Raw genomic sequence first — 25784 nt, forward strand, 5'->3', positions numbered from 1 at the left:
GAATCCTATTCAAGAATGATCCTCCGCTGTACGTCCAAAGGCTAAAATACAATACAGACCGGGGCTGGTACTTTGATTTCTTTCTCTGTATCCGTCAATAAACCGGTCTTTGGATCACGACTAAATAAAACAATATTATTGGTATATTGATTTGCGACGAGGAGATATTTCCCGTCGGGAGAAAGATTAAAATTCCGTGGTCCATTCCCCTTTACCGAAGTATTGGCCAGTTTGTTTAATACGCCGTCTTTTTCCACGGAGAAAGTTGCAATTGTATTTGCGTCACCCCGATTGGTCGCATATAGAAATTTTCCATCGGCAGAAACCTTAATATCTGCCCCGCCATTTTTTCCATTAAAACCCTCCGGATTGATTTCGTAAGTACTTTGATACATCCAGTCATTTCCCTCTTTTTTATAGGCAGCAATTTGTCCTGTCATTTCCAATACAGCATACAGAAATTTTTCCTTTTTATCAAAAACAATATGACGGGGTCCTCCACCCGCTGGTGTGAAGAAATCTTCTGATTCTTCGGCGAGATTATAGCTGTTCCCATTTTTATTAACCGGAAATACGGAAATTTGATCCATCCCTAGATCTTGCACGTATAATCGATCGCCTTTACTTGAAAAAAAGGTGGAATGTACGTGCGGTTTCTCTTGGCGAACGGGATCAACACCTTTGCCTTCATGCTGGATTAACTGGCTTCTTTTACTTAAGACACCATTTGATTCAAGATCAAATAGCGCTGCCGATCCGCCAGTATAATTTGCAACAGCGAGCAAATTACCTTTTGGATGTACTTCGACAAAGCAAGGCGACTCGCCACCGGTAGGGAGCGAATTCAAAAAGGTCAACTGCCCATCTTTAAAGGAATAGGCAGACACCGTTCCCTCCTGATTTGGAAGTTCATTGACCGCATAGATAAAATTATTGCTCCGAGCCAGAAAGGAAGGATCCTTACTTTCTTGGGTGCTAACCAAGGCGGCCTCACCGGTCTTTGTGTCGAAATTATAGATATAGATACCTTTACTCTCGGTGTTATTGGTGTAGGTTCCCACAAACATCGGAATTTGTTGTGCAAAACTTACCATAGGCAGAAGTGTAATCAGATAAATAAAAATTTTTTTCATGTGTATACAATTTATAAAAAAATAAAATGATCGGATCTCCCATTTACCGCCATTTGATGCAAAAAAACAAGATACTTTCCGATGTCATTACGATCAATGATAAACTTGTTAAATTAGGTTAAAACCGCCCTTTCTAATAGTCAAATCCGTATTTTTAGCGAATCAATTTTAACAAGTCGAAAATCTCCATTTGAAATATTGGGATTATAAAAATATTGTTAAATAAAAATACGAATAATTCATATAATCTGATAATTTTGTGCTGTTGTTAAAAATAGTATCTATTGAACGACAGAATCGGAAGATTATTTCGATTTTAGAATTTAATAAACAACCGAGTGCTGTAAAGTCACGTGCAATCCTGACGATACACATTCACAATTAGTGATTTAGATGAATCCATCATGATACTGGTCAGTATGCATAATACATGATTTAAGGCTGTTCATGATCGCTTCATCAGCATTTAGAAATATATTATTTAGATGAAACCATCATGATTTATTCAATCACATAAGGGAATGAATAAATCTGATAGCTTCATCACAAATAAAAAAACAAACCGAGTGAAACGAGCTCATTTATACCGATGAGATCGATACTGATAAATAATTTAAAAAGATGAAAAAAAACATATATATATTGTTTTTGTTGCTGTTTGTATCCATTCAAGCCAGCTTTGCACAAAATCAAATTATTGACCGTGTAGTAGCTACTGTTGGTTCGGGAATTATCCTACAATCCGATCTGGACATGCAATATTCACAATGGCTTGCCCAAGGGAATAAACCAAATGAGAAGTTTAAATGCGGTGTACTTGAGCAACTGATCATTCAGAAACTCCTTTCCCAACAGGCAGTAATTGACTCCATCGATGTGACAGAAACAGAAGTGGACGACAACTTAAATTCTCGCTTGCGCCATATGTCCCAACAGGCTGGTGGCCAGGAACGGCTGGAAAAATTCCTGAACCGTTCTTTGTTACAATATAAAGAGGAAATGCGGGCAAGTGTTTTCGAGCAGTTGAAAGCAAATAAGATGCAACAAAATATCGTTCAAAAAGTGGATGTAACGCCACTTGAAGTAAAACGCTATTTTGAAGGATTGGATCAAGATAGCCTTCCTTATTTCAATACTGAAGTTGAGATCGGCGAAATTGTTATGCTGCCTCAATTGACAGACGAAGAGAAAAAAGAACAACGCGAGAAGATCGAAGGTATCCGCAAGCAGATTGTTGATGGCTCAGATTTCGGAACGATGGCCCGCCTCTATTCACAGGATCCGGGTTCGGCTCCTTATGGTGGAGACCTTGGCTTCGGTACGCGCGACAATTATGTTAAAGAGTTCTCAGCAATGGCATTTAAACTAAAGCCGGGAGAAATATCACCTATTGTTGAATCGAAATTTGGTTTTCACATTATTCAGGTATTGGAAAGAAGAGGTGAAGAGGTACATACCCGCCATATTCTGATGAAAATGAATCCCGGTGCTGCTGCTTTGGAGCGGACCAAAAACAAGTTGGATAGTATCTACAAATTGGTTGTCGAGAAGAAATTAGATTTTTACCATGCTGCGACCAATAATTCGGATGCCGAAGAAACTAAATTTAATGGTGGTATGGTTTTAAATCCACAAGGATCTAGCCGTACAACGTTAATCCCTATGGATGGACTGGAAAAGGCGGTATTTACAGCCATTGACCCTTTAAAGCCTGGAGAATATTCCAAACCGGAACAATTCACAGATAAAACTGGAGACGTAGGTTACCGTTTTAACTACCTTAAAACACGTATCCCGCCGCATAAAGCAAATCTGGATCAGGATTTCACCAAGATCAAAGATGCAGCAAAAGAAGATAAAGTACGCCGTAATCTAAGCAAATGGTTTGACGATAAAGCCAAGAACACCTTCATTGATATCAGCGATGACTTTGGTGCTTGTGAAGAATTACAGAAATGGAAAAAGCAATAAGAACTTCTTCTTACCATAAACAAAAAAAGACNNGTCTTTTTTTGTTTATGGTAAACGCTACAACCTATTTCTCAAACATCATTTCTATTAGGATGTTCCAATTGGCCTTCTTCACATCATCTTTTGCCAACTCGCTTAATTGCCATACGCGGATATAATTATATTTAACGACTTTATCTTTTTGCCGTACGGTTGCAGTTCCCTTTGTATAGGCAAAATCTCCGCTATACGAACGTTTTACTTCTTCTGGGACAGTTTCAATGGTCATACGTTGTTTCTTCAAATAGGCCATCATTTTGTCCTTTCCTTCTAATGGACTAGTCCAGGGAAATAGAAAGCGTACGTCTTCACTCAAAAATTCCTTATAAGCCGTAGGATTGTCTGCCTTTAGGACTGTAGACATCAGTTTGTCTGTTTCAAAGACAATGTCTTCCCGCTGATTTAACCGCACCTTGGAGCGGTGCTTCAGATACCAGGAATCAGTGGGCTCGATATATTCCAGATCAAACACACCGTCATTACCGTTGTTTTCCACTTCGGCACGGATATCGACCAGCCATTTCCCCTTCTTGTTGCGTTTCCAAACGGTCAGGTATTCACCGTGACGCAATCTGGCGCCGACTTTCTGAAAGTCCATAGAACCAGAAGTTACACCGAACTCAAGGCTTTTGGCTACAAGAGCAAAAGTAGGCTGCCAATTTAGGACATCTGGGATATTGGGTCTATTATTGAGGTAATTGTATGCATTTACCGGCGAAGGAACATAAAATGTGGATTCTTTGTCGATAATAGATAAAAACGCCTGATGCGGAGTAGAAGCTTTCGCTAATGCAGCAGCGTCTTTATCTGCCTGTAGTAAGCTTCCTACTTTTTCGGGTATCTGTGCGTACAATGTCGTACCCATTGTACTCATCAATGCAACAACGGATAACCTGTTCCAAAAATTCATATGCAAATGATTATTTATCAAAGTTCATTTTTATCGTTTCAAATGAACTCGTTACACTCGGTCTTTCTTTTAAAGACGATAGGAAATATTCTTTGATTTTACCAGTATTTAGACTTTTAAACGATGAATACTCCATTTTATTTCCTCTTTTTTTAATTTGATTTTCTATCTATCAAATCTTATTCCAAAGTGTTCCTTCTTTACTATCTTTCAGTTGGATACCAATTGCATTGAGTTCATCACGGATACGATCCGAAGTGACAAAATCTTTATTTGCCTTAGCTTCGTTACGTAATCTGATCACTAAATTCATGACATCGTCAATATCATCTGTTCCGGAAGCTTGATCATTTCGCAGTCCAAGGATGTCTTCGACAAACTCTTTCATGAAAACTTTTAGATTTTCCAGTCCTTCTTCAGACACCTTAGCTTTGCCGTCATAGATGGAATTAATGATCCGAACCAGCTCAAACAGTTCAGCAATAAGTACAGGGCTATTGAAATCATCATCCATTGCTGCATAACATTTATTGCGAATTTCAGCCAGATTGAATGAATCAGCAGCCTTTGAAACCTTTAGTTTATCCAATAGTCCAATAGCGCTCATCAAGCGTTTATATCCTTTATCCGCAGCATCAAGGGCTTCATTGGAAAAATCCAATGTGCTTCGATAATGTGCCTGCAACATAAAGAAACGAACAGCCATCGGTGAATATCCCCTATTTAATAAGGGATGGTTACCTGTGAACAGTTCGCCCGGCAAAAAGCCATTGCCAGCAGATTTTGACATACGAGCACCATTTACGGTCAACATATTGGTATGCATCCAATATTTGGCCGGCGCGGTATGGTTACATGCCTCGGACTGCGCAATTTCGTTGGTATGGTGTGTAGCCGCCAAATCCATCCCACCGCCGTGAATATCAAATTGATCGCCCAAATATTTTCTGCTCATTGCCGAACATTCGATATGCCATCCTGGGAACCCTACACTCCAAGGTGCTGGCCAGCGCATAATTGTTTCAGGTTTGGCTTTGATCCACAGTGCAAAATCTAAACGCCCTTTTTTCTCATCCTGACCGCTCAACTCACGGGTATTATTCAACATATCTTCCAATTTACGATTGGTCAATACAGTGTAATCATACTGCTGCACATATTTTTCAACATCAAAATATACAGTACCATTTTTTTCATAAGCATAACCATTGGCGATGATCTGTTCAATCATTTCGATCTGTTCACAAATATGACCTGTTGCCGTAGGTTCGATGCTCGGGGGTAAGGTATTGAAAAGACGCAACACATCATGAAAACCCATGGTATATTTCTGTACAATTTCCATGGGTTCCAATTGTTCCAATTTAGCCTTTTTTGCAAATTTATCATCTCCTTCATCACGGTCGCCCTCCAAATGCCCGGCATCGGTAATATTCCGTACGTAACGTACTTTATACCCCAAATGGCGTAGATATCTAAAAATCAAATCAAAAGAAACGAAAGTTCGGCAATTGCCCAAGTGTACGTCACTGTAGACAGTAGGCCCACATACATACATCCCAACAAGATTGGGATGTATAGGGTCGAATTTTTCCTTTGTTCGCGAAAGCGTATTGTATAAAAAGAGATTATGGTCCATGTTTGTTCTCTGCTTGGAAATCTATTTTTGTCTGAAGTATATTTGAATAGGCACGCCTGTAAAGTCAAAGTGCTCGCGCAGTTTATTTTCAATAAAGCGTTTATAAGGATCTTTGATGTATTGTGGCAAATTACAGAAGAAGGCAAACATTGGTGTTCTTCCCGGTAATTGCGTCACATATTTAATTTTGATATACTTTCCTTTTAAGGATGGTGGTGGATAACTCTCGATAATATTCAACATCACTTCATTCAGCTTTGACGTCGGGATCTTTTTTGTTCTGTTGGCGTAAACCTTATCAGCCGTTTCCAATACTTTGAGGACACGCTGCTTTTCGGTTACAGAGGTAAAGATAATCGGCACATCCGTGAATGGGGCAATTTTCTCCCTGATACGATCTTCAAAGGCTTTCATGGTTTTATTATCCTTTTCGATCAAATCCCATTTGTTGACCACGATCACAATACCTTTACGGTTCTTCTCCGCCAGATTGAAGATATTCACATCCTGTGCTTCCAACCCATCTTGGGCATCTAACATCAATATCGTTACATCAGAATCTTCCAGAGCCTTAATGGTCCGCATGACAGAATAGAATTCAATATCTTCATTTACTTTTGATTTACGACGAAGGCCGGCGGTATCGATCAAAAGAAAATTATGTCCATATTGATTATAATGAATACGGATAGAATCCCGTGTCGTACCCGCCATAGGCGTTACAATATTACGGTCTTTACCGATCAATGCATTTGTAAGCGAGGATTTACCCACATTTGGGCGGCCAACAATCGTATATTTAGGCAGGGCTTCATCTTCTTCCTGCTCTTCTTCAAAATGGGATACAACAGCATCCAATAATTCTCCGGTACCAGAACCCGTAGCAGAAGAAATATTAAACACTTCGCCTAAACCAAAGGCATAAAACTCAGCCGAATCATGATGCAATTTTGCGTGATCGACTTTATTGGCCACCACATATACTGGCTTTGAACTTCTCCGGAGGATATCAGCAATTTCATCATCCAAATCAGTTATTCCGGTTGTAACATCCACCATGAATATCACAACGGATGCTTCTTCTATAGCGATATAAACTTGGTCACGGATTGCTTCTTCAAAGACGTCATCCGAGCCATGCACAAAGCCTCCTGTATCAATTACCGTAAATTTCTTTCCGATCCACTCGGCCGTTTCATAATGACGGTCGCGCGTCACCCCGCTAAAGTCATCAACAATCGCTTTTCTACTTTCGGTAAGACGATTGAATAAGGTAGATTTACCAACATTTGGACGACCAACAATTGCAACAATATTTGCCATATTTATTTTATTTGATCCCCCCACTATCACAGCAGGCGGCACTTTTATGCTAAAATTATAGTTAAGGGTACAAAGATACGGATTCAAAAGGGATTATGGCGACACAAAAACAAAAATGGCTTTACCATGAAGTAAAGCCATTTATAGGGTCTAAATTATGAATATTCGTCTAGTTAGACGTTGGATTCTGGGTCAATTTACCTGGATAAGAGTTGATGGCATCCTGAGGGATGAAATATGTCACCCTAAAATCAGTTGGAGCGATATCTTCAAACTGCTTCTGCGGGCCTGGATATGTTCTGTTTAAAGGTTCGCCATTACGGAATACATCATAACTACGTTCAGCCTGATATGCCAATTCCAATTGACGTTCTTTGTCAATCAACTTAAATGCATTACTTGCATCAAGTGATGTATATCCACCATTGATAATAGAGCGGTTTCTTATCGTATTTAAGTCATTCAGAGCAGCGCCGTAGTTACCTAATTTTGCATATGCCTCTGCACGATTTAAATAAATTTCTCCCAAACGACTGATCACTGGCGAGTGCAATTGCGACTCCTCTCCTTCACGTGAACATTTCACAATATAGAACTGTGGATAAGCGCGGTTTAAGGAAATATAGTAGTCAATCATACCCGTATATGTTTTACCATCCTCGTAGGTAATGGAATAAGTCTGCTGACTAGCATTAACCGTTTTCAACGTATATTCGTTATCTCCATCCTTACAAGTGACGGTATTACCATTTATCGTCGCTGGTGCCTGGACATAGCTTAATGTAGCAGGGTCACCAGCTTTTTTAGGCACATCCTGTTTAATAAAGCGGAACACTGTTGTGTATTTCCCAGCGTCATCTTTTGAATAAGTAGGTTCAATAAAGGCTGCACGTGCATCCACAATATTGTAGCTATCCGGTCTCCAATCATTTCGACCGTTTTCATTCAAGAGATCAATATACTTGGCACTCGAATACATTTCACCCCAGCCCATACCACCGATATTGGAGTACATACCACCAATCCCGTAATAATGGTCATCACCTGAAAACTCCGAAGCCACACGTTTCACAGCAAAGATAGTCTCTTTGTTATCCTCAGGTCTAAATGTATTATATTTCATGAATTGTTCGCGGGCCAACAGCACATATTTCCCCGAGTTGATAACCTTGTCAGCATATTCCACTGAAAGGCGTGCATACTCGGCATTCGGATTTTTATAAGTACCACTCATATACAAATAAATGCGGGAAAGCATTGCTTGGGCAGCTTCTTTAGATGCATAGCTTGCACCTTTATTGATCGTCATTAGGGCTTCAGCTTTTTTCAGATCACTTATTGCTTGTGCATAAGTATCTTTGACTGAAGAGCGATCTGGTAAGTTCAAATCATTAAAAACATCATCGGGAGTACCATTAACAATAGGTACACCTAAATTTGTTTCAGCATTTTGATAATATGGTTTTCCAAATGCGCGACAAAGGTAAAAATACATCATACCGCGGATGTAATAACATTCGCCTAATTTATTATCCATTTCGGCACTTTGACCTTCTGCAAACATCTTGATTACATTGGAAGACTGTGCGATCGCTTTGTAGCCACTGTCCCAAAAATTCTGTAAACGATAATTATTAGGGGTCCTTGCATAGGATATAAATTCATAAAATGCATCTGTCGATGAACCGCGGATCATCATATTATCACCTGCATATTCACCAAGACGGTGCATCGGGTCAGACCAAGCTTTTAACTGCGCATAAGTACCTGTTACCATTGCGTCAGGATTACCTGCAATATTCTCTTCGTCCATTGAAGTATAAGGAAGCCGATCTATATCACAGGAGGACACTGCTGCTGCCACCAAAAGTCCGATTAATATCTTTTTCATTGTTGATTTTCTAAACGTTAAAATTAAAATGTCACACTTGCGCCGAACATGTATTTACGAACCATAGGATATACAGAAACTCCTGTAGATCTGATCATTTGACCGCCACCGCCTTTACCATCTGGCTCAGTCAAAGGAAGTTCCGGATCCACACCTGAGTAGTTTGTAATTGTAAACAAGTTTTCTCCTGCTAAGAATACACGTAGATTTTTGATGTTATACTTTTTCAGATCGAAGTTGTAACCCAAAGTCAACGACCTCATCTTTAAGAAATTGTTACTTTCCAAGAAGCGTGTTGACGGCGAATTGCCTTTATCTTGATTATCATATTTCGCTATCGGGTGAGTAGCTACATCGCCGGGTTTTTCCCAACGACTCCAGCCATCTTGTAATTTCATCTGATTCCGGTCTGTGTATGTACCATCCGAATCAAACTCTTGACGTGAATAATTATATAACTTTCCTCCTAATGAGAAGCCAAACACCGCATTTAAATCAAATTGTTTATAACTCAAAGATGTGCTAAAACCGCCAAAAAGGTCTGGATTTCCTTTTCCAACGTTACGGAATGTTGCATCTGAATAATTAGATGTTGTTGTTCGTGTTTCATTACCATCAGCATCTGTCGTATATTTATACCACATAGGTGCCCCATTATCCGCATTAACGCCAGCCCATTCTTTTAAATAGTAGGTATCAACTGGATAACCAGGCTGGAGCAAACGCTGCGCCGATCCAGCGATTCCCGAACCATCACCAGCTATAATTGGCTTGGATACAAGATTGCCATTGGCATCTTTTGTCGCAAAAAGCTCGGTCAATTTATTCACGTTGTGACTTAAATTAACATCCAAACTCCAATGCAAATTGTCATTTCGAACGATGTCGCCACCGATGGTCAATTCAACCCCCCGGTTTTGCATCTTCCCAATATTTTTCCAAATAGAAGTGACACCCGTCAGACCGCTGATCGGTACTTGGTAAAGTACATTATCAGTCTTCTTATCATAATAATCAACGTTAAATCTTAGTCTATTCTTAAACAATGCCGCATCCACCCCAAAACCTGTTGTGTATGTTTTTTCCCAAGTCAGATCCTTATTACCGATTTGGCTAATCAATGCTCCAGGTATCCCGTTGTAGCTCGACGATGCTGATACAGAGTAGAGACTATATTGTGGATATAATGAACTTGGTCTATTTCCAACTGAACCGTAAGCTGCTCTTAACTTCAAATTATCTACCCATTCGGCATTGAACCAATTTTCTTTATTGATATTCCATCCTCCACTGACTGAAAAGAAATTTCCATATTTTGCATTAGTACCAAAATTAGATGCTCCATCGCGACGGAACGATACCTGCGCAAGATATCTATTATCGTAAGCGTAGTTCGCGTTGGATAAGAATGATTGAACCGCCCATTCTGAGATTCCGCCTTTAGTACGTTCTGGCTTTGCCACAACATCCAGTACTTCGAAGCCATTGACAATACCCGTACCGTAAGCATCTAATGTCTTGGTCCAATAATCGTTGAATTCGTATGCCACCAAGCCATTTAGACTATGCTTATCCCAAGTTTTATTAAAACGCAAAATTTGGTTAGTGTAACGTCGTGCAAACTCCATGCGATAATCTGTAACACGGCCAATCACACTCTCTCCGCTATTTGAACGCGGATCCTGGTACCCATTGTCGGAATAGCTGTTATAACGATAGTTATTAACAGATGAGAAGGTCAACCAATCCGTTAACTTGATATCAAAATCTAAGTTACCCATAAATTCATAATTCGTATTGGCACTATGGTTCCATTGCAAGTCGTACAGGTAATTCGTACTTGCATTGTTCACCCAACCGCTATAACGATGCGGTACTAAATCGCCTTTTGCATCATACGGGCTATCCCATGGCAGATTACCATACATTGCATTGACATCATATTGGCGATCATCTACCGAACGCTTGGAACCAACAATGGATGGTTTAATGGTCAACCATTCAAACGGTTTGTAATTGGTACGTAATCTAAAATTATAACGGTCATAATCGTAGCCCTTTACAGCACCAGCTTCGTTATAATAGCCCAAGGACAAGTACGATTGTAGCTTATCATTACCCCCTTGGATAGATAGGTTATGATTTTGGACAAATCCTGTCTTAGTGGCTAATTTCCACCAGTCAAAGTTGCTGTTGCGCAATTCGGAATTCCAACGCGGAAATTTAATTTTATCTTGATTTGAGAATGAGGCAAAGTAGTCATATAACTCCGCGCCATCCATCATCTCCATATTCCCATTAGAAAGTTGATTGACCCCCATCTTTGTAGAAAAGCTAATGCTTGTCTTGGATGCCGTAGGATTTTTTGTCGTAACTACCACGACGCCATTAGCTCCCTGAGAACCATAGATGGAGGTTGATGCAGCATCTTTTAAAATAGTCAATGACTCGATATCATCGGGATTAATATCTCCAGGACTATTACCAACAATAACCCCATCGATTACCCATAACGGGCTTGTCGTGCCACTCAAAGTCGCCTGTCCGCGAATAACCACGCCTCCATTAGAACCAGGCTTACCAGCCCCAGGAGCAACATACACACCGGCAGCTTTGCCGTTCAGCATATTTTCTACAGAAGGTGTCGTCACATCACGCAATTTGTTTCCTTTGACTGCTTGAAGTGCGCCGGTCAGACTCTCCTTTTTCTGTTGCGTCCCGTAACCGACAATAACGACTTCCTCAAGAGCTTCGCTGTTAGATTCGAGACTGATATTGATTACAGCGCCTGCGACTGTCACTTCTTTTGTTTTGTAACCAATACTATTGACTACCAAAACATCCCCATTTTTAGCTTCTATGCTAAAACTTCCATCCGCTCCAGCAGATGTCGAACGTGATGTTCCGCGGACACTAATGGTAGCCCCCGCTAAAGGGCCATCCGTAGACTGTACTTTTCCGCTTACTTTTTGCTGAAAAGCAGCATTTTTCAACAGAACGTTTCGGTCTGGAAATTTAAGACCATTAGCATTAGCTGGGCTATGTGTACTTGTTATGAGTAAAGCTAATGATAACAGACTCAACTTGTGATTGTCGAGAATCTTTGAAATCATAATATTTTGATAGTTAGAGTTTAAAAATTGATTAGCGTACTAATCAAAATTTAGGTACATGATGCTAAAACTAGAAGAAGATGCTTGTATATCAAAATTTGAGAACAACGAAATCGATTGCGCCATTTGAACAAACGATTGCACAAACACACAGTTGCAACAAAAATCTTTCATCTCAAGACAGCTTTGAAAAATTTATATTGCAGTGAGGCGATCTCTTATTTTGAGTTGATAAGAACAATGCTATTCTACCTATTTCGTTTTTTATCTGAAAAGAGCTTTTCCAGTTGGAAGGGTAAAAAACAAAAAAAGCCAAGGTTTTCACCTCGGCTTTCTCTTTTAGTAGCGGGGACCAGACTCGAACTAGTGACCTTCGGGTTATGAGCCCGACGAGCTACCAACTGCTCCACCCCGCAATATATTTTTGAACAAAATTGCTTTTTTCTTTTAAAAAACAAGATTATGATCCTTCCGAATTGGAGTACAAAGATATATTTTGTTTCTTTGTAATCCTAATAAAATTTAGAAAAATGTCACATAAAGCAGGATTCGTAAGTATCATCGGAAAGCCAAATGCTGGTAAGTCCACCCTAATGAACGCTTTAGTAGGTGAAAAGATGTCTATCATCACACCCAAAGCGCAAACGACAAGACACCGCATTATCGGTATTGTAAACGATGAGGACCATCAAATTGTGTTTTCCGACACGCCGGGAGTCATCAAACCCAACTACTCCTTACAGGAATCAATGATGAACTTTGTCCAAGGATCACTTATCGATGCGGACATTATTTTATTTGTGACCGATATCCACGAAAAATATGATGAAAATGACGTATTGGAAAAATTGCGTAAAACAAACTCTCCAGTAGCCGTCCTCATCAACAAAATAGATAAGTCATCTGAAGAAGAGGTAAAAGCGAAAATTGAATTTTGGCAAGAAAAATTGAATCCGGATACGATCTTCGCTATTTCAGCTAAATTAAACCACAATGTGGAGGCTGTCATGCAGTACATCAAAGATAAGTTACCTATCCACGAAGCGTACTACGAAAAAGATGAATTGACGGATAAATCCATGCGTTTCTTTGTCTCTGAGATGATACGTGAAAAAGTCTTCAAATTATACGACAAGGAAATTCCTTATAGCACTGAAGTAATTGTCACTTCCTACAAAGAAGAAGCAAATATCACGCGTATTGCCGCTGAGATTATTGTTGAACGCGACTCTCAAAAGAACATTATTATTGGTAAAGCAGGTGCTATGATCAAAAAAGTAGGCACTTATGCCCGCCAGGATATTGAAGAATTTATTGACGGAAAGGTTTTTCTGGAGCTCTTCGTCAAGGTAATCCCTGATTGGAGAAGCAAGAAGAATTACCTTAAACGGTTTGGTTACGACGATTAATTAGTACTGAGTGGATAGTATTGCGTATTAAGACCTGATTGTACAAGCCCTTGGCTTTATTTACGCTAGTTTTTTTTACCATGCCATCTGTTTTTCTTTATTGATTTTTCAGACCTAACAAATGAATTGAGAAAGTATCAAAACAGCGATATCAGAAAAGTTAGCTCTAGCTTGATAAGCTCGTTCCACTAAAATATTCACGAAGTGCTTTAATCTGTTTCAGGTTAAGCACTTTTTTTAGGTCTTCGTCCGAAGCTTCCTTCACCTTTTTTACCGATTTAAATTCAGTCAACACCTTCTCCACCGTTGTCTTTCCAATCCCTGGTATATTTTCCAACTCAGACACAAAAGTCTTCCGGCTACGCTGATTTCGATGAAAGGTGATACCAAAACGGTGTGCTTCGTCGCGCAGATGCTGGATGATCCTTAAGGTTTCCGATTTCTTATCCAGATAGAGTGGGTATTGATCCCCAGGATAGAACAGTTCTTCCAATCGCTTAGCGATGCCGATGACCGTTACCTTGCGTTCTATTCCCAATAAGCGCAAGCTTTTTAATGCCGCGCCTAATTGCCCTTTACCTCCGTCGATAATAATCAGTTGCGGCAAGGGCTGATCCTCGTCCAATAATCTTCTGTAGCGCCTAAAAACAGCCTCCTCCATGGTCGCAAAATCGTTGGGTCCCTCCACGGTTTTCACATTAAAATGCCTATAATCTTTTTTGGAAGGCTTTGCATCTTTGAACACTACAATAGCCGATACGGGATAATTTCCCTGGATATTAGAGTTATCAAAACACTCGATATGCTGCGGCAAGACATTCATCCGAAGATCCTTTTGCATCTGTTTTAAAATACGCTCGGTACGAATGTCTGGATTAAGTTTTTCGTATTGTAATAAGCGTTCTTTCCTAAAAAAAGCTACATTTTTTTGGGAAAGCTCCAGGAGTTTCTTCTTTTCCCCCAGTTTGGGAATTGTGAATTTTATCCGTTCGTTTTCCTCAATATCCAGTTCGAAGGGTACAATAATCTCCCGCGAAAGGCTTTTAAACCGCTCGCGTATTTCAGGGATGGCTAATGACAGTAATTCCTGCTCGCTTTCATCCAAACGGCGTTTCATTTCTAGGGTCTGCGTCTGTATAATAACGCCGTTCATCACTTTTAAGTAATTTACAAACGCATAACCATCATCCGAGGCAATACTAAAAACATCTACATTGGTAATCGAGGAATTGACAACAGTCGATTTACTTTGATAATTATCCAGTTTATCAAGTTTAGCTTTAATCAATTGCGCACGTTCAAAATCCAGCGAAGCGGCCGCTGAAGCGATGCTTTCTTTTAGTCTATTGGTGACAACGGCAATTTTACCATTCAGAATATCCTTGATGTCGCTCAGATTTTGATCATAATCTTCCTCAGATTGATATCCCTCACAAGGTCCCTTACAGTTTCCGATCTGATATTCGAGGCAAATCTTGAACTTGCCCTTTCGGATATTCTCCTGTGTCAATGCCAGGTTACAGGTACGAAGCGGAAATAATTCGCGGATCAGATCAAGTACGATGTGCATCATACCCACAGAAGGGTATGGCCCATAATAGCGGGAGCCATCTTTAATAAATTGCCTGGTCCAAAACACCCGGGGAAAAGGTTCATTCTTGATAACAATCCATGGATAGGTCTTGTCATCCTTGAGCATGACATTGTATTTTGGCTTATGTTTCTTGATTAAAGAGTTTTCAAGCAACCAGGCATCAATTTCGGTATCTACGATAGTAAAAGAAATTCGGTTGATCTTACGCACCAAAACGCGTGTCTTACCATTCAATTGATTTTCATTGACAAAATATGAACCTACCCGGTTACGAAGGTCTTTCGCCTTGCCGATATAGATCAATTCATCATGTTTATCAAAATACTGATAGACCCCTGGTCGATGAGGTATTTTCTTTAATTCTTCTCTATAGTCAAATGTCAAAACTTTAAAAATTAAAAAGTAAAAAACGGAGACAGCTTATAAGCCATAGTCTTGTCAAACCAAAGTCCTTATTCCTTAATCTTTGAAAAAACACTTTGTACGCCGCAGGCCTGTGCAACCAGAATCTCAATACTCCTATCTAACTACTTAACACTAAAATCCTAAACGGTCATCTTTTAGTTTGGGTTCATCTTTGCTGCTTGAATCTGTAGATCCGTCTTCGACATCAGAGCCACCACCGCCCCAGTACTGGTTACAGTCAATGACACGGGTGAGCCCACCCTGAGGTTGTTCGAAATCACCTTTTGTATATTTTAAGTTTGAATCTTTATAGACCTTTTGCATAAAGAAAGCAAAAACTGGCATTGCAGCCGCTGCCCCCTGTCCATATTCCATCCGGTCAAAACTGATTCCCCGATCTTCGGCTCCCGTCCAGACACCCGTGACCAGTTCGGGTGTGATACCGATAAACCAGGCATCCGAGTTATCATTGGTTGTACCCGTTTTACCCCCAATCGGATTAGTCAGGTTATATTTCCACTGAATACGTCGTGCAGTACCCTGCGATACAACTTTTTTCAGCATATCCACAATGATATAAGCGGATTCGCTATTCAGCGCTTTAACGACTTTCGGTGCCTTATCATAGATAGGCGTACCATTTTTGTCTTCTATCCGTAAGATTGCTGTCGGTTCGATCCAAGTACCCTGATTAACGAAGGCTGAATAAGCACCAACCATATCAAAGACTGATGCTTCGTACGCTCCTAGGGAGATGGAAGGGTAATTGGGTACCTCGCTCGTTATGCCCATACGCTTGGTCAATGCAGCGACTTCCGCTGCGCCCACTTCATGCACCAGATAAGCTGTCGCAAAGTTTTGTGAATACGCTAGAGCCTTGGCCAAAGTAATCGGGTTGCCGCCTTGTGCATTTCCCCTTGGCGTCCAACCGTTGTAAGTCTGTTGATAATTTGGGATACTATAACAAGGTGAATAGCCATTGTCAACGGCCACAGCGTAGGTAAATGGCTTGGCCGTAGACCCCACTTGCCGTGTCCCCATTTTTACTTGATCATATTTAAAGTGGCCAAAATCAATACCGCCAACCCATGCCTTAATATGTCCTGTTTTTGGTTCCATGGACATCATGGCATTTCGCAGCATTAACTTATTGTACTTAATGGAATCCATTGGTGTCATCATGGTATCTTTACTGCCTTTCCATGTAAAAATATTCATCGGAACCTTTACATTAAAAGCTTTTTTGATCTCATCTTCATTCAATCCCTCTTCGCGCAGTATGCGATACCGATCGGATCGTTTCATTCCACTGATCAACAACTTCGCTTTTTCGCCTTTGAATGGGTCCCTATTTTTCCACTGCGCAGAAAATTTCGATTGCAGCTGCTTCATCCATTCTTTCTGCGAATCTTCGGCATATTGCTGCATGGACATATTAATGGTCGTGTAGATCTTTAGTCCATCACGATCTAAATCATAAGGTGTACCGTCAGCTTTAACGATCTTTAGATTAGCAAATTCTTTCTTAATCTGATCCTTTAATACTGCTCTAAAATATGGAGCTAAGCCCTCACCGTAGTTTGCGATCTTTAATTCTAGTCCGAGTGGTTTCTCTTTTGCATTAGCTGCCTCTTCCGCTGAAATAAAATTGGCAGCCACCATATTATTTAATACAGTGTTACGCCGAATTTTTGACTTTTCAGGATATCTTACGGGTGAATAGGCTCCGGGACCTTTCAACATACCCACTAAGAGCGCCGCTTGCTCAGCAGTTAATTTATCTGGCGTAGTATTGAAATAAGTACGTGCAGCAGATTTAATCCCATATGTATTGTACGCCCCAAAATCCACGGTATTGAAATACATGGTAATAATCTCATCCTTGGTATAATTTCTTTCCAGACGAACAGCTGTCACCCATTCTTGAAATTTTTGGATAATCCGTTTTAAAAAATTCTTTTGGCGGCCATCAGAAAAGAGGTTAAGCGCCAGCTGTTGCGTAATGGTACTCCCCCCCTGTTTATTGCCGGTCAAGGTATGAAAGATCACAGTAAAGGTACGGGAATAATCTATCCCAGAATGGTCATAAAAGCGTTTGTCTTCAGTGGAAACCAATGCTTTGACCAAATAGGGCGACAATTCACTGTATTTGACGTTGGAACGGTTCTGCACATAATAGGTCCCCAAGACTTTACGGTCCTCCGTAATGACCTCGGATGCCAAGTTACTTTTGGGATTTTCCAGATCGCTGAACGAAGGTAACTTCCCGAACAACCCCATACGTATACTCAATATAAATAAAAATCCCAGCGCGACAATGCCGATGACGATCTTCCAAAAATTGAATGTATATCGCTTTATATCGCTTTCAGTAAGTTGATTTTTTTTTGATACTCGCTTCATCTATTTACGAAATTTCAGATGTAAATATTATTCATTTGTGCTTGTTTGCAGTAATATTCATGAATGCAAAAGCATTTTATTGTTAAAAGCTATTGAATATCCTGTCTTCTTATCCGTATGCGTATTTTTCAAACATGGATATTCAGTTACTTGCTCTTATAGATTTTAATGTCCACTCTATCAGATAGTGTGCCAAAGAATGTTGCCATGGCAAAGGTATTACTAATTCATCCAAAAGTAAACATTAAAGGATCAAAATGTTTGCACATCCGCCTCTAAAGTCGTTCAATTAAACAGACTGCATAGGCAACAACGCCTTCTTGCCTACCGATGAAACCCATTGTCTCATTAGTCGTTGCCTTGATCGAAATATCATCTATATCCAGGCCTGTCACCTCTGCCAATTTAATCTTCATCTGTGGAATATAAGGTTTGATTTTGGGCGCTTCAAGACAAAGCATCGCATCAATATTACCAAGTTGGTATCCTTTTGCCTGAATCAATCCCATACATTCTTTTAATAGCAACAAGCTACTAATCCCCTTCCAACGCATATCTGTATTGGGAAAGTGATAACCGATATCTTCTAAGTTTGCAGCTCCTAAAATAGCGTCACAAATGGCATGTACCAAGACATCCGCATCCGAATGCCCAAATGCTCCAGCGTGATGTTCCAGCTGTACACCTCCTACAATAAATGGGTGTCCTTCTTTTATTTGATGAACATCAAACCCAAATCCTACCTTAATTTTCATTATATTAATATATTATGAGCTCACGTTTTGCAACGTCATAAATAAGCTCGTTATACGCAGTTCGTTCTGTAATAGGATGATCTACCCTTGACCATTATTTACTTTTCCAGCATTATTTTGATCACCTGGCTTCCATTGCTACGAAGATAACATTTTACCACTGATATCCTGAAAAGGACTTTGCTATCCTAGATTTCTATCGTTTTCAAATTACCTCCGCTAAACGTATATTCCGTAAAAAACAAAAGGGCTATTTCGTTGGAAATAGCCCTTTTTACTAATTTATTGTCTGCTTTTTTTACTCAAATCTTCAGGACATCGTGCTATACCTCTACTTCTTCAGGAGCAAACTGATCGTATACTTCTCCAAAAGCATCGTAGTCCTGATCGCCATTAGGCTCAAAAACCTGAATGTCTTTGGATCTAGCGAAATCAACAATTGCCGTATTCACATTTTCGTCTGCTACGACAACCATATCAGTGAAATGTAAAGCACCTTTATAGATTGCTTCATAACTACCGTCCCCGTACACTTGCGCATCCGCGGTTTTAAAAGCGCCTTCCGGAGCCATTTCGGCATATTTCGATCCTAATGTACCTTTAAACTCCTCGTTAAACAGCGAGTACATCACTTTTGCATCCTTAAATGTAGGATCGTCCTTATACGTTGTTTTTACATAAGCAGGTACCAAAGCAGAAAACCATCCATGACAGTGTACTACATCCGGCGACCAGCCTAATTTCTTAACAGTTTCCAACGCTCCTTTACAGAAGAACACCGAACGCTCATTATTGTCTGCAAAGAATTCGCCATGCTCATCACTAAAAACTTTTTTACGCTGAAAGTAGTCCTCGTTATCCAAGAAATACACCTGCATCCGAGCTGCAGGCAGTGAAGCTACTTTAATAATTAGCGGATTATCATTATTATCCACAACAATGTTCAAGCCTGAAAGACGAATCACCTCATGCAATCTATTTCTACGCTCGTTGATATTCCCAAAACGAGGCATCAAGATACGGATTTCAAAACCCTTCTCTTGCATCGCTTGAGGCAGTTGACGTGTAATTTCAGAAATTTTGGTTAATTCGAGGAAAGGCGACATCTCGTGAGTAATAAACAATATCTTCGTTTTTGCCATCTCCAGTTATTTTTATTTATTATTTTCGAACAGTAAAATCGGTCTACAAAGGTACAAAAAAAATACTTACCATGCAATTTACTATCAATCATCGTTTTATATTCCCAAAATAATATGCAACTTTGCCAACAAAAAATTATTCAGTAAAGTGGAAATTTTCAAAACGAAAGCCGCTCTCCAAGCGCATCTCCAAAAAGCACGTTCCGCAGGTAAAAAAATCGCCTTGATTCCGACGATGGGTGCACTGCATGAAGGGCATTTATCCTTATTGGATTATGCCAAACCCATCAGCGATATCCGTGTTTGCAGCATTTTTGTCAACCCTACGCAGTTCAACGACCCCAAAGATCTTGAAAAATACCCGCGTCCAATTGAAGCTGATATCAAGCTATTGGAATCCGTGGATTGTGATATTTTATTTATGCCAAGTGTAGAAGAAATGTATCCGGACAAAGAGGAGCATTGGCATATTGACCTTGGCGAATTGGATCAAATTTGGGAGGGTGAAAAACGGCCCGGGCATTTTCAGGGTGTAACACAAGTCGTCTATAAATTATTTACATTAGTACAACCCGATATCGCCTGTTTTGGTCAAAAAGACTTTCAGCAAGTCATGGTCATCAAACGTATGATCGAAATCAAAGATCTTCCAATTCAATTGGCGATCTGCCCAATAATCAGGGATGAACATGGTCTGGCTTTAAGTTCCCGGAATATGCGCCTAAGTGAAGAAGGTAAAACAAAGGCCCTGGCGCTCTCCCATTCGTTGCAATATCTGAAAGACCACATTACCGATAACACTGGATTACAAGAGGTTAAAAATAATGCCTTAGCAATATTAACAGGTACAGAGGGGGTGACTGTCGAATATTTCGCTATCTGCGAAAGTACTTCGTTAAAAGAGGTTGAACAGATTGATTTCAGCAAGCCACATGTAGCGCTCGTAACAGCATGGGTAGAAGGTGTCCGACTTATTGACAATATGGTGCTAACTTAAGCAAGAGGAATGATCGGATAATTGGGGGCATCGACGTTGCTGATTTGTAGTTATGAGGTAAAAAAAACAGCAATAATGCCACAGCGTGTCATAAGCCGCGGTTCAAATCAGGCTACGAATATTTAAATACTAAAAAAAGCTTTACCTTTGCGCCATGGTAATAGAAGTAATGAAATCCAAGATTCACCGCGTGAAAGTCACACAGGCGGAATTGAATTACGTGGGTAGTATCACGATAGATGAAGATTTGATGGATGCTGCAAATATCATCGCTAACGAAAAAGTTCAAATCGTAAATAATAACAATGGAGCCCGCCTGGAAACTTATGTCATTCCAGGACAACGTGGATCAGGTACCATCTGTCTGAATGGAGCTGCGGCACGTTTGGTCCAAGTCGGTGATATCATCATTATTATTTCATATGCAACCATGGATTTTGAGGAAGCTAAACAGTTTCAACCCTCTTTGGTTTTCCCAGATGACAACAATCACTTGATAAAATAGTATTGAGATATTAGAATTGAGATTTTAGTTTTAATTTTTAATCTTAACTTTATATCGTATTTTTGAAGCGTTACCTTATCGGGTAGCGCTTTTTTATGCAATCAAAAACAACAAGAAATCTACGTCAGCTTATCGCATCAGTCCAATTGGTCCTGATGTCGTTGATTATTATTTCTGGTGTTGTTTTCATGCACAAAGAAGTAAAATCGACCGGGGAAATCGTGATGCACACGCACCCTTACGATTTTACAAAAAAAGAAAAACCACAAGAAACCGATGACCAGATCGATTACCTGAATGTCATCTATCAAAACACCTATGTTCAGACCGAGTTTACCGTCCTCGAGCTTCCCATACCAAAGGAAATTCAGTTAACCGTTTATTGTTCGGCCTGCCCAGAAGTTACCACCATCACAAACAGTCCCTACTACCTCCGGGGGCCTCCCTACTTTGTATAAATACAGTTCATATTTTTTCAAATCTGACTACATCCTGTGAAAACATTGTATCATAATGCCATCGGCATTGGTAAGTACATTTATTTTTCGCCATGGAAAAAATAATGATCAGAGCCTTGGTTTGGTACTCCTTAGGGACAAAACCAATGTCTCCATATTTAATTTTACAAAGTAGATAGATGATACCCTTATGTTTACATCATAGCGATTGTTCGTCCAAAGACTATGCATGTAGTATGCACACAAGCTTCAGGTAAGGTTCCTTATTTAGTATCCTCTGCAAGAAGAAAAAGCTTGCTGTATAAAAGCTATAAGTACGTACGGGCATCTCAATACGCAATACAATAAAAATGCTAAAACAATACACTTTACTGGCTACACTATTGGCCAGCACATCCACTATATACGCGCAATCATCATTGGAGGGTTATTTATTCAACAAAAACCGTGAGGCTATTGCTTCGGGCACATTGACCATTAAGAATGGCAAATCAGCTACCTCATCTGATGCCGAAGGTCATTTTAAATTCAATGCCCTTGCTACACCCAAGGTGACCTTAAATATTTCGGCTGTGGGCTATCGTTCGATGACCAGGGTGATCAGTCTGGACACGGTAGCATCCCCGCTCCAGATCCAGCTTGAAGAAGATAATCTTAATCTGGATGAGGTAGTTGTCTCGGCTACCCGATACGGCGTAAAACGCAAGGATGCGCCTGTTGTGGTCAATGTGATCGGACCAAAGCTATTCAATGCGACGCAATCTGTAGCGATGTCCGAAACATTGAATTATCAGCCCGGAGTCCGGGTGGAAAACAATTGTCAAAATTGCGGTTTTTCACAGGTCAGACTCAACGGCCTCGAAGGCCCATACTCACAGATATTAATTAATAGCAGGGCCGTCTTTTCGGCATTAAATAGTGTCTACGGATTGGACCAGATCCCAACCAGCATGATTGACCGAATCGAAGTCGTGCGCAGTGGTGGCTCAGCATTGTTCGGAGCCAATGCCATCGCCGGAACAATCAATATCATTACGAAAGATCCTGTCGAGAACGACTGGCAGGTAAAATCTACCAATTCACTGATCGGTGGAAAAAGCTGGGACAACACCGTCGACTTCAATACTTCGCTTGTCGCAGAGGACTTAAAAACTGGCGCAACATTTTATGGGATGCATCGCAATAGAGAATCTTATGACGCAAACGGTGACGGCTTTTCAGAGATCACCAAGCTTCGTAATACGACTTTTGGCACCAAACTATTTTATAAACCAAGTGACTTGGATAAAATCACGGTAGATTTTAGTACGGTCAATGAATTCCGCCGGGGGGGAGATCAACTTGACAAAGCACCTCACTTGACCCAGATCACAGAACAGTTGCAAACCAGTTCCATTGTCGGTGGAATTACCTACGACCATTATTCCGAAGATTACAAACATAAGCTCTCAGCCTATGGCTCGGTCCAGAAAACAGTGCGCGACAGTTATTATGGTGGACTTGGAGGAGGAACAACCTTAGCAGATAGTACCCTTGCATCCAATTCGTATGGAAAAACAGATGATATTGCACTTGTTTTAGGAAGTCAGTACACCTACAATTTTGAAAAAGATGTATTTACAGCAGGTGTAGAGTTTTCCTATAACGACACCCAGGATGAGATTCCCGGCTATAAGCGGACGATTGACCAGCAGAATAAGGGATTGGGTACTTACGCACAATACGAATGGAAACCCTTTTCAACATTGAAAACACTGATTGGCGCCCGCTACGATTACACGTTTGTAGATGGTAAATACAGTCTTGCAGGTATAAATCGGAATTCGGATCAACGCTTTGGTACTTTCAGCCCACGATTAACTGTTCTTTATGATATCACGAAAGACCTGCAGTTCAGAGGTGGATATGCACGTGGTTTCAGGGCGCCGCAGGCATTTAATGAAGACATGCACGTAACCTCGATCGGCGGCAACCAGGTTTTTGTCCTTATTGGTGAAAACTTAAAAACCGAATATTCCAATGCCTATACGGGATCATTCAGTTACAATAAAAACTTTGGAAATGTACAGACAAGCTTGCTTGTCGAAGGTTTCTATACAGATCTCAACAATCAGTTTGTCAACATTATGGCCTCAGAAAAGGATGGGTTGATTATTCAGGAGATGCAAAATGGAGAAGGCGCACGCGTGTATGGCTTTAACATCGAAATCAATATTGCACCTTCATCCTGGCTATCCTTTCAGACAGGTGGAACCATCCAACGCTCTCGTTACAAGAAGGATCAGCTGATCTATGAAGGGAAAGAGGATGCCCATGATATCTGGACAAAAAAATATGTCCGTACACCCAATATCTATGGCTATATGAACACCAACCTGAAAGCGACAAAACGATTTGCAGTTGACCTGACAGGAGTATATACAGGTAAAATGATTGTGCCACATATCCAGCAAGATATCATGACATTAAAGAATGCTAATGATTTTGTTGAGTTAAACCTACGCTTGGGGTATACACTGCCTGTACATAAGGATTTTAGCATCGAGTTCTTTGGTGGTGTACAGAATATGTTCAACGCCTTCCAAAAGGATTTTGACAAAGGAGCGTTACGGGATTCAGATTATATTTATGGGCCAACACGTCCGAGGACCTATACGTTCGGACTCCGCGTTGGCCATTTTCATTAGAAGATTGGTGTTGGGATAGCTAACACCGAATAAAAATATAACAATGAAATATTGTCGGAGAATAAGCATACTATTGATCGCTTTCCTTTATCCGCTCCTACATTTTGGACAGGAGCGGATAAATTGGGTCAGTTTTGATCAGCTCGATTCCTTACTTGCAGTAGAACCAAGGGAGACCATTATTTTTATCCATACCGATTGGTGTACCTATTGTCGAAAGATGGAACAGGAGATATTTACAAAGCCGGATATTGTTACAGTGATCGATAAAAGTTATTATGCGGTCCGACTGGATGCGGAATCTGTACAGAAAATTACCTTTGACCAGAGCATTTGGAAAGCAAAATCGGATAAGAAAAGAACTGGCCAGTACCATCCTTTGGCGCTAACGTTATTGAATGGGAAACAAATGGTTTTTCCTAGCATCCTTCGATTTGACAGGGAGTTTCGCTTAAAAAATATACAGCAAAAATACCTGAATTCAAAAGAGTTAGGTGTTTTTTTAGAATAATTTAACATATTTGTGTAGCGAAACCAAACGGAAGTGCGTTTTGAGTTTTATAATTAATACACACTTTAAGAAATTATGAAAAATATCACGAAATTTTTAATGGCATTTTTGTGTCTGGGAGTTCTTTTTACAGCATGTAATAAAGATAACTTTGACTGGGATGAATATTACAGACAACAAGAAGAAGCTATGAAAAAAGAGAAAGCAAGACAAGATTCTTTATATAAAGATCAAGCTCCTTTGTTGTTAGAATATGCTAAACAGAACTTCAAGAATGATGCTGGGGAGCCAAACTATGTTGTAGACGACTCAACTAAGATTGTCTATCAGATTTTAAGCCCTGGTGACAAAACGTCCTATACTTATAAAGCTCAGGTTGGAAATGGAGGCTATGTAATTACGTCACCATCGTTAACAATCAACTTCAAAGGACAATTGTTGAACGGAACTGTATTCGATCAAAGTAAAGAGGGTACGCCGACTAATTATAGCAACTTAAGTCCTGCGATCAATAAGTATGGCGGTTCGTGGTACTATGCCTTTATCCCTAAAGTAATTAGTCAAGATGGTCGAGAGTTAAAATTCAACGGGCTAACAGCCACAGGCTTAGTGAAAGGATCCAAAATTCGTTTTGTGGCACCATCTTATTTGGGTTTTGATCAAAAAGAATTTAAAGATGGAAGTGAAAAAGTAACTGTTCCTGTAAATACACCTGTTGCATATGAAATTGAAGTTACCGCAATTGCTGCAGCCACTTCAAACTAAAAACATTCTATTTGAAAAAGCCATTTTCTTATCGAAAATGGCTTTTTCTAAATACATCCATGACACTAGACAATGGCTGTCTCAATTAGAATATACTTGATCACACTAAAAAATATTAGAAACACCCCTCCACA

The 25784-nt window shown here is 40.1% G+C and carries 18 protein-coding genes and 1 tRNA gene; 8 read left to right on the top strand and 11 right to left on the bottom strand.

The features are described from left to right. Positions 1 to 41 precede the first annotated feature (41 nt). The gene (locus B4A24_RS00620) at positions 42 to 1133 is read right to left on the bottom strand and encodes a lactonase family protein (RefSeq protein WP_293941284.1); all 1092 of its coding nucleotides are present in this window, start codon (positions 1131 to 1133) and stop codon (positions 42 to 44) included. Positions 1134 to 1754: 621 nt separating this feature from the next. Between B4A24_RS00620 and B4A24_RS00625 the strand changes: the two genes are divergently transcribed. After that, positions 1755 to 3104, top strand: coding sequence for a peptidylprolyl isomerase (locus B4A24_RS00625; protein WP_172396326.1), 1350 nt, complete (start codon positions 1755 to 1757; stop codon positions 3102 to 3104). 64 nt (positions 3105 to 3168) lie between these two features. Here the strand turns inward: B4A24_RS00625 and B4A24_RS00630 are convergent, their stop codons facing one another. The 6 genes from B4A24_RS00630 to B4A24_RS00655 form a co-directional block, all read right to left on the bottom strand. Then, positions 3169 to 4053, bottom strand: a complete 885-nt coding sequence (locus B4A24_RS00630) for a DUF4440 domain-containing protein (protein ID WP_293941290.1) — start codon at positions 4051 to 4053, stop codon at positions 3169 to 3171. 172 nt (positions 4054 to 4225) lie between these two features. Beyond that, on the bottom strand, positions 4226 to 5692 hold the full coding sequence (gene cysS, locus B4A24_RS00635; protein WP_293941293.1) for a cysteine--tRNA ligase: 1467 nt from the start codon (positions 5690 to 5692) through the stop codon (positions 4226 to 4228). Positions 5693 to 5713: 21 nt separating this feature from the next. Further along, positions 5714 to 7015, bottom strand: a complete 1302-nt coding sequence (der, locus tag B4A24_RS00640; protein WP_172396323.1) for a ribosome biogenesis GTPase Der — start codon at positions 7013 to 7015, stop codon at positions 5714 to 5716. Between the two features lie 169 nt (positions 7016 to 7184). Further along, positions 7185 to 8906, bottom strand: a complete 1722-nt coding sequence (locus B4A24_RS00645) for a RagB/SusD family nutrient uptake outer membrane protein (protein WP_293941299.1) — start codon at positions 8904 to 8906, stop codon at positions 7185 to 7187. Positions 8907 to 8929: 23 nt separating this feature from the next. Beyond that, complete coding sequence (locus B4A24_RS00650; RefSeq protein ID WP_293941302.1) at positions 8930 to 12019, bottom strand: SusC/RagA family TonB-linked outer membrane protein; 3090 nt, start codon at positions 12017 to 12019, stop codon at positions 8930 to 8932. 343 nt (positions 12020 to 12362) lie between these two features. Continuing rightward, positions 12363 to 12435, bottom strand: a tRNA-Met gene (locus B4A24_RS00655). 114 nt (positions 12436 to 12549) lie between these two features. On the opposite strand from B4A24_RS00655, the gene era reads away from it, so the two are divergent. Further along, the gene (era, locus tag B4A24_RS00660) at positions 12550 to 13428 is read left to right on the top strand and encodes a GTPase Era (protein WP_288808897.1); all 879 of its coding nucleotides are present in this window, start codon (positions 12550 to 12552) and stop codon (positions 13426 to 13428) included. Between the two features lie 166 nt (positions 13429 to 13594). Here era and uvrC read toward each other — a convergent pair whose 3' ends face one another. From uvrC to B4A24_RS00680, 4 genes are all read right to left on the bottom strand, one after another. Continuing rightward, positions 13595 to 15406, bottom strand: coding sequence for an excinuclease ABC subunit UvrC (gene uvrC, locus B4A24_RS00665; RefSeq protein ID WP_293941307.1), 1812 nt, complete (start codon positions 15404 to 15406; stop codon positions 13595 to 13597). Positions 15407 to 15559: 153 nt separating this feature from the next. Beyond that, positions 15560 to 17830: a transglycosylase domain-containing protein gene (locus tag B4A24_RS00670; protein WP_293941310.1), complete on the bottom strand. Its 2271-nt coding sequence runs from the start codon at positions 17828 to 17830 to the stop codon at positions 15560 to 15562. Positions 17831 to 18105: 275 nt separating this feature from the next. Continuing rightward, entirely contained in the window at positions 18106 to 18585 is a 480-nt protein-coding gene (ispF, locus tag B4A24_RS00675) for a 2-C-methyl-D-erythritol 2,4-cyclodiphosphate synthase (protein WP_288808904.1), read from the bottom strand. Positions 18586 to 18908: 323 nt separating this feature from the next. Then, the gene (locus B4A24_RS00680; protein WP_172396316.1) at positions 18909 to 19727 is read right to left on the bottom strand and encodes a glycogen/starch synthase; all 819 of its coding nucleotides are present in this window, start codon (positions 19725 to 19727) and stop codon (positions 18909 to 18911) included. A gap of 148 nt (positions 19728 to 19875) precedes the next feature. On the opposite strand from B4A24_RS00680, the gene panC reads away from it, so the two are divergent. From panC to B4A24_RS00710, 6 genes are all read left to right on the top strand, one after another. Beyond that, positions 19876 to 20724, top strand: coding sequence for a pantoate--beta-alanine ligase (gene panC, locus B4A24_RS00685; protein ID WP_293941313.1), 849 nt, complete (start codon positions 19876 to 19878; stop codon positions 20722 to 20724). Positions 20725 to 20878: 154 nt separating this feature from the next. After that, positions 20879 to 21229: an aspartate 1-decarboxylase gene (gene panD / locus B4A24_RS00690; RefSeq protein ID WP_172396314.1), complete on the top strand. Its 351-nt coding sequence runs from the start codon at positions 20879 to 20881 to the stop codon at positions 21227 to 21229. 95 nt (positions 21230 to 21324) lie between these two features. Then, the gene (locus B4A24_RS00695) at positions 21325 to 21687 is read left to right on the top strand and encodes a hypothetical protein (RefSeq protein WP_293941318.1); all 363 of its coding nucleotides are present in this window, start codon (positions 21325 to 21327) and stop codon (positions 21685 to 21687) included. Between the two features lie 350 nt (positions 21688 to 22037). Further along, positions 22038 to 24374 carry a TonB-dependent receptor gene (locus tag B4A24_RS00700; RefSeq protein ID WP_293941320.1) on the top strand — a complete coding sequence of 779 codons (2337 nt, stop codon included), beginning with the start codon at positions 22038 to 22040 and terminating at the stop codon, positions 24372 to 24374. 43 nt (positions 24375 to 24417) lie between these two features. Continuing rightward, positions 24418 to 24885, top strand: a complete 468-nt coding sequence (locus tag B4A24_RS00705; protein ID WP_293941323.1) for a thioredoxin family protein — start codon at positions 24418 to 24420, stop codon at positions 24883 to 24885. A gap of 75 nt (positions 24886 to 24960) precedes the next feature. Beyond that, positions 24961 to 25650, top strand: coding sequence for an FKBP-type peptidyl-prolyl cis-trans isomerase (locus B4A24_RS00710; protein ID WP_293941326.1), 690 nt, complete (start codon positions 24961 to 24963; stop codon positions 25648 to 25650). Positions 25651 to 25784: the final 134 nt, after the last annotated feature.

Source organism: Sphingobacterium sp. UBA7249 (assembly GCF_002472835.1).
Lineage (GTDB): Bacteria > Bacteroidota > Bacteroidia > Sphingobacteriales > Sphingobacteriaceae > Sphingobacterium > Sphingobacterium prati.

Bases quoted from the DNA above. Each gene is read 5' to 3' on its own strand.
- B4A24_RS00620 (WP_293941284.1), bottom strand. From the start codon at position 1,133: ATGAAAAAAATTTTTATTTATCTGATTACACTTCTGCCTATGGTAAGT.
- B4A24_RS00625 (WP_172396326.1), top strand. From the start codon at position 1,755: ATGAAAAAAAACATATATATATTGTTTTTGTTGCTGTTTGTATCCATT.
- B4A24_RS00630 (WP_293941290.1), bottom strand. From the start codon at position 4,053: ATGAATTTTTGGAACAGGTTATCCGTTGTTGCATTGATGAGTACAATG.
- cysS (WP_293941293.1), bottom strand. From the start codon at position 5,692: ATGGACCATAATCTCTTTTTATACAATACGCTTTCGCGAACAAAGGAA.
- der (WP_172396323.1), bottom strand. From the start codon at position 7,015: ATGGCAAATATTGTTGCAATTGTTGGTCGTCCAAATGTTGGTAAATCT.
- B4A24_RS00645 (WP_293941299.1), bottom strand. From the start codon at position 8,906: ATGAAAAAGATATTAATCGGACTTTTGGTGGCAGCAGCAGTGTCCTCC.
- B4A24_RS00650 (WP_293941302.1), bottom strand. From the start codon at position 12,019: ATGATTTCAAAGATTCTCGACAATCACAAGTTGAGTCTGTTATCATTA.
- era (WP_288808897.1), top strand. From the start codon at position 12,550: ATGTCACATAAAGCAGGATTCGTAAGTATCATCGGAAAGCCAAATGCT.
- B4A24_RS00670 (WP_293941310.1), bottom strand. From the start codon at position 17,830: ATGAAGCGAGTATCAAAAAAAAATCAACTTACTGAAAGCGATATAAAG.
- ispF (WP_288808904.1), bottom strand. From the start codon at position 18,585: ATGAAAATTAAGGTAGGATTTGGGTTTGATGTTCATCAAATAAAAGAA.
- B4A24_RS00680 (WP_172396316.1), bottom strand. From the start codon at position 19,727: ATGGCAAAAACGAAGATATTGTTTATTACTCACGAGATGTCGCCTTTC.
- panD (WP_172396314.1), top strand. From the start codon at position 20,879: ATGGTAATAGAAGTAATGAAATCCAAGATTCACCGCGTGAAAGTCACA.
- B4A24_RS00695 (WP_293941318.1), top strand. From the start codon at position 21,325: ATGCAATCAAAAACAACAAGAAATCTACGTCAGCTTATCGCATCAGTC.
- B4A24_RS00700 (WP_293941320.1), top strand. From the start codon at position 22,038: ATGCTAAAACAATACACTTTACTGGCTACACTATTGGCCAGCACATCC.
- B4A24_RS00705 (WP_293941323.1), top strand. From the start codon at position 24,418: ATGAAATATTGTCGGAGAATAAGCATACTATTGATCGCTTTCCTTTAT.
- B4A24_RS00710 (WP_293941326.1), top strand. From the start codon at position 24,961: ATGAAAAATATCACGAAATTTTTAATGGCATTTTTGTGTCTGGGAGTT.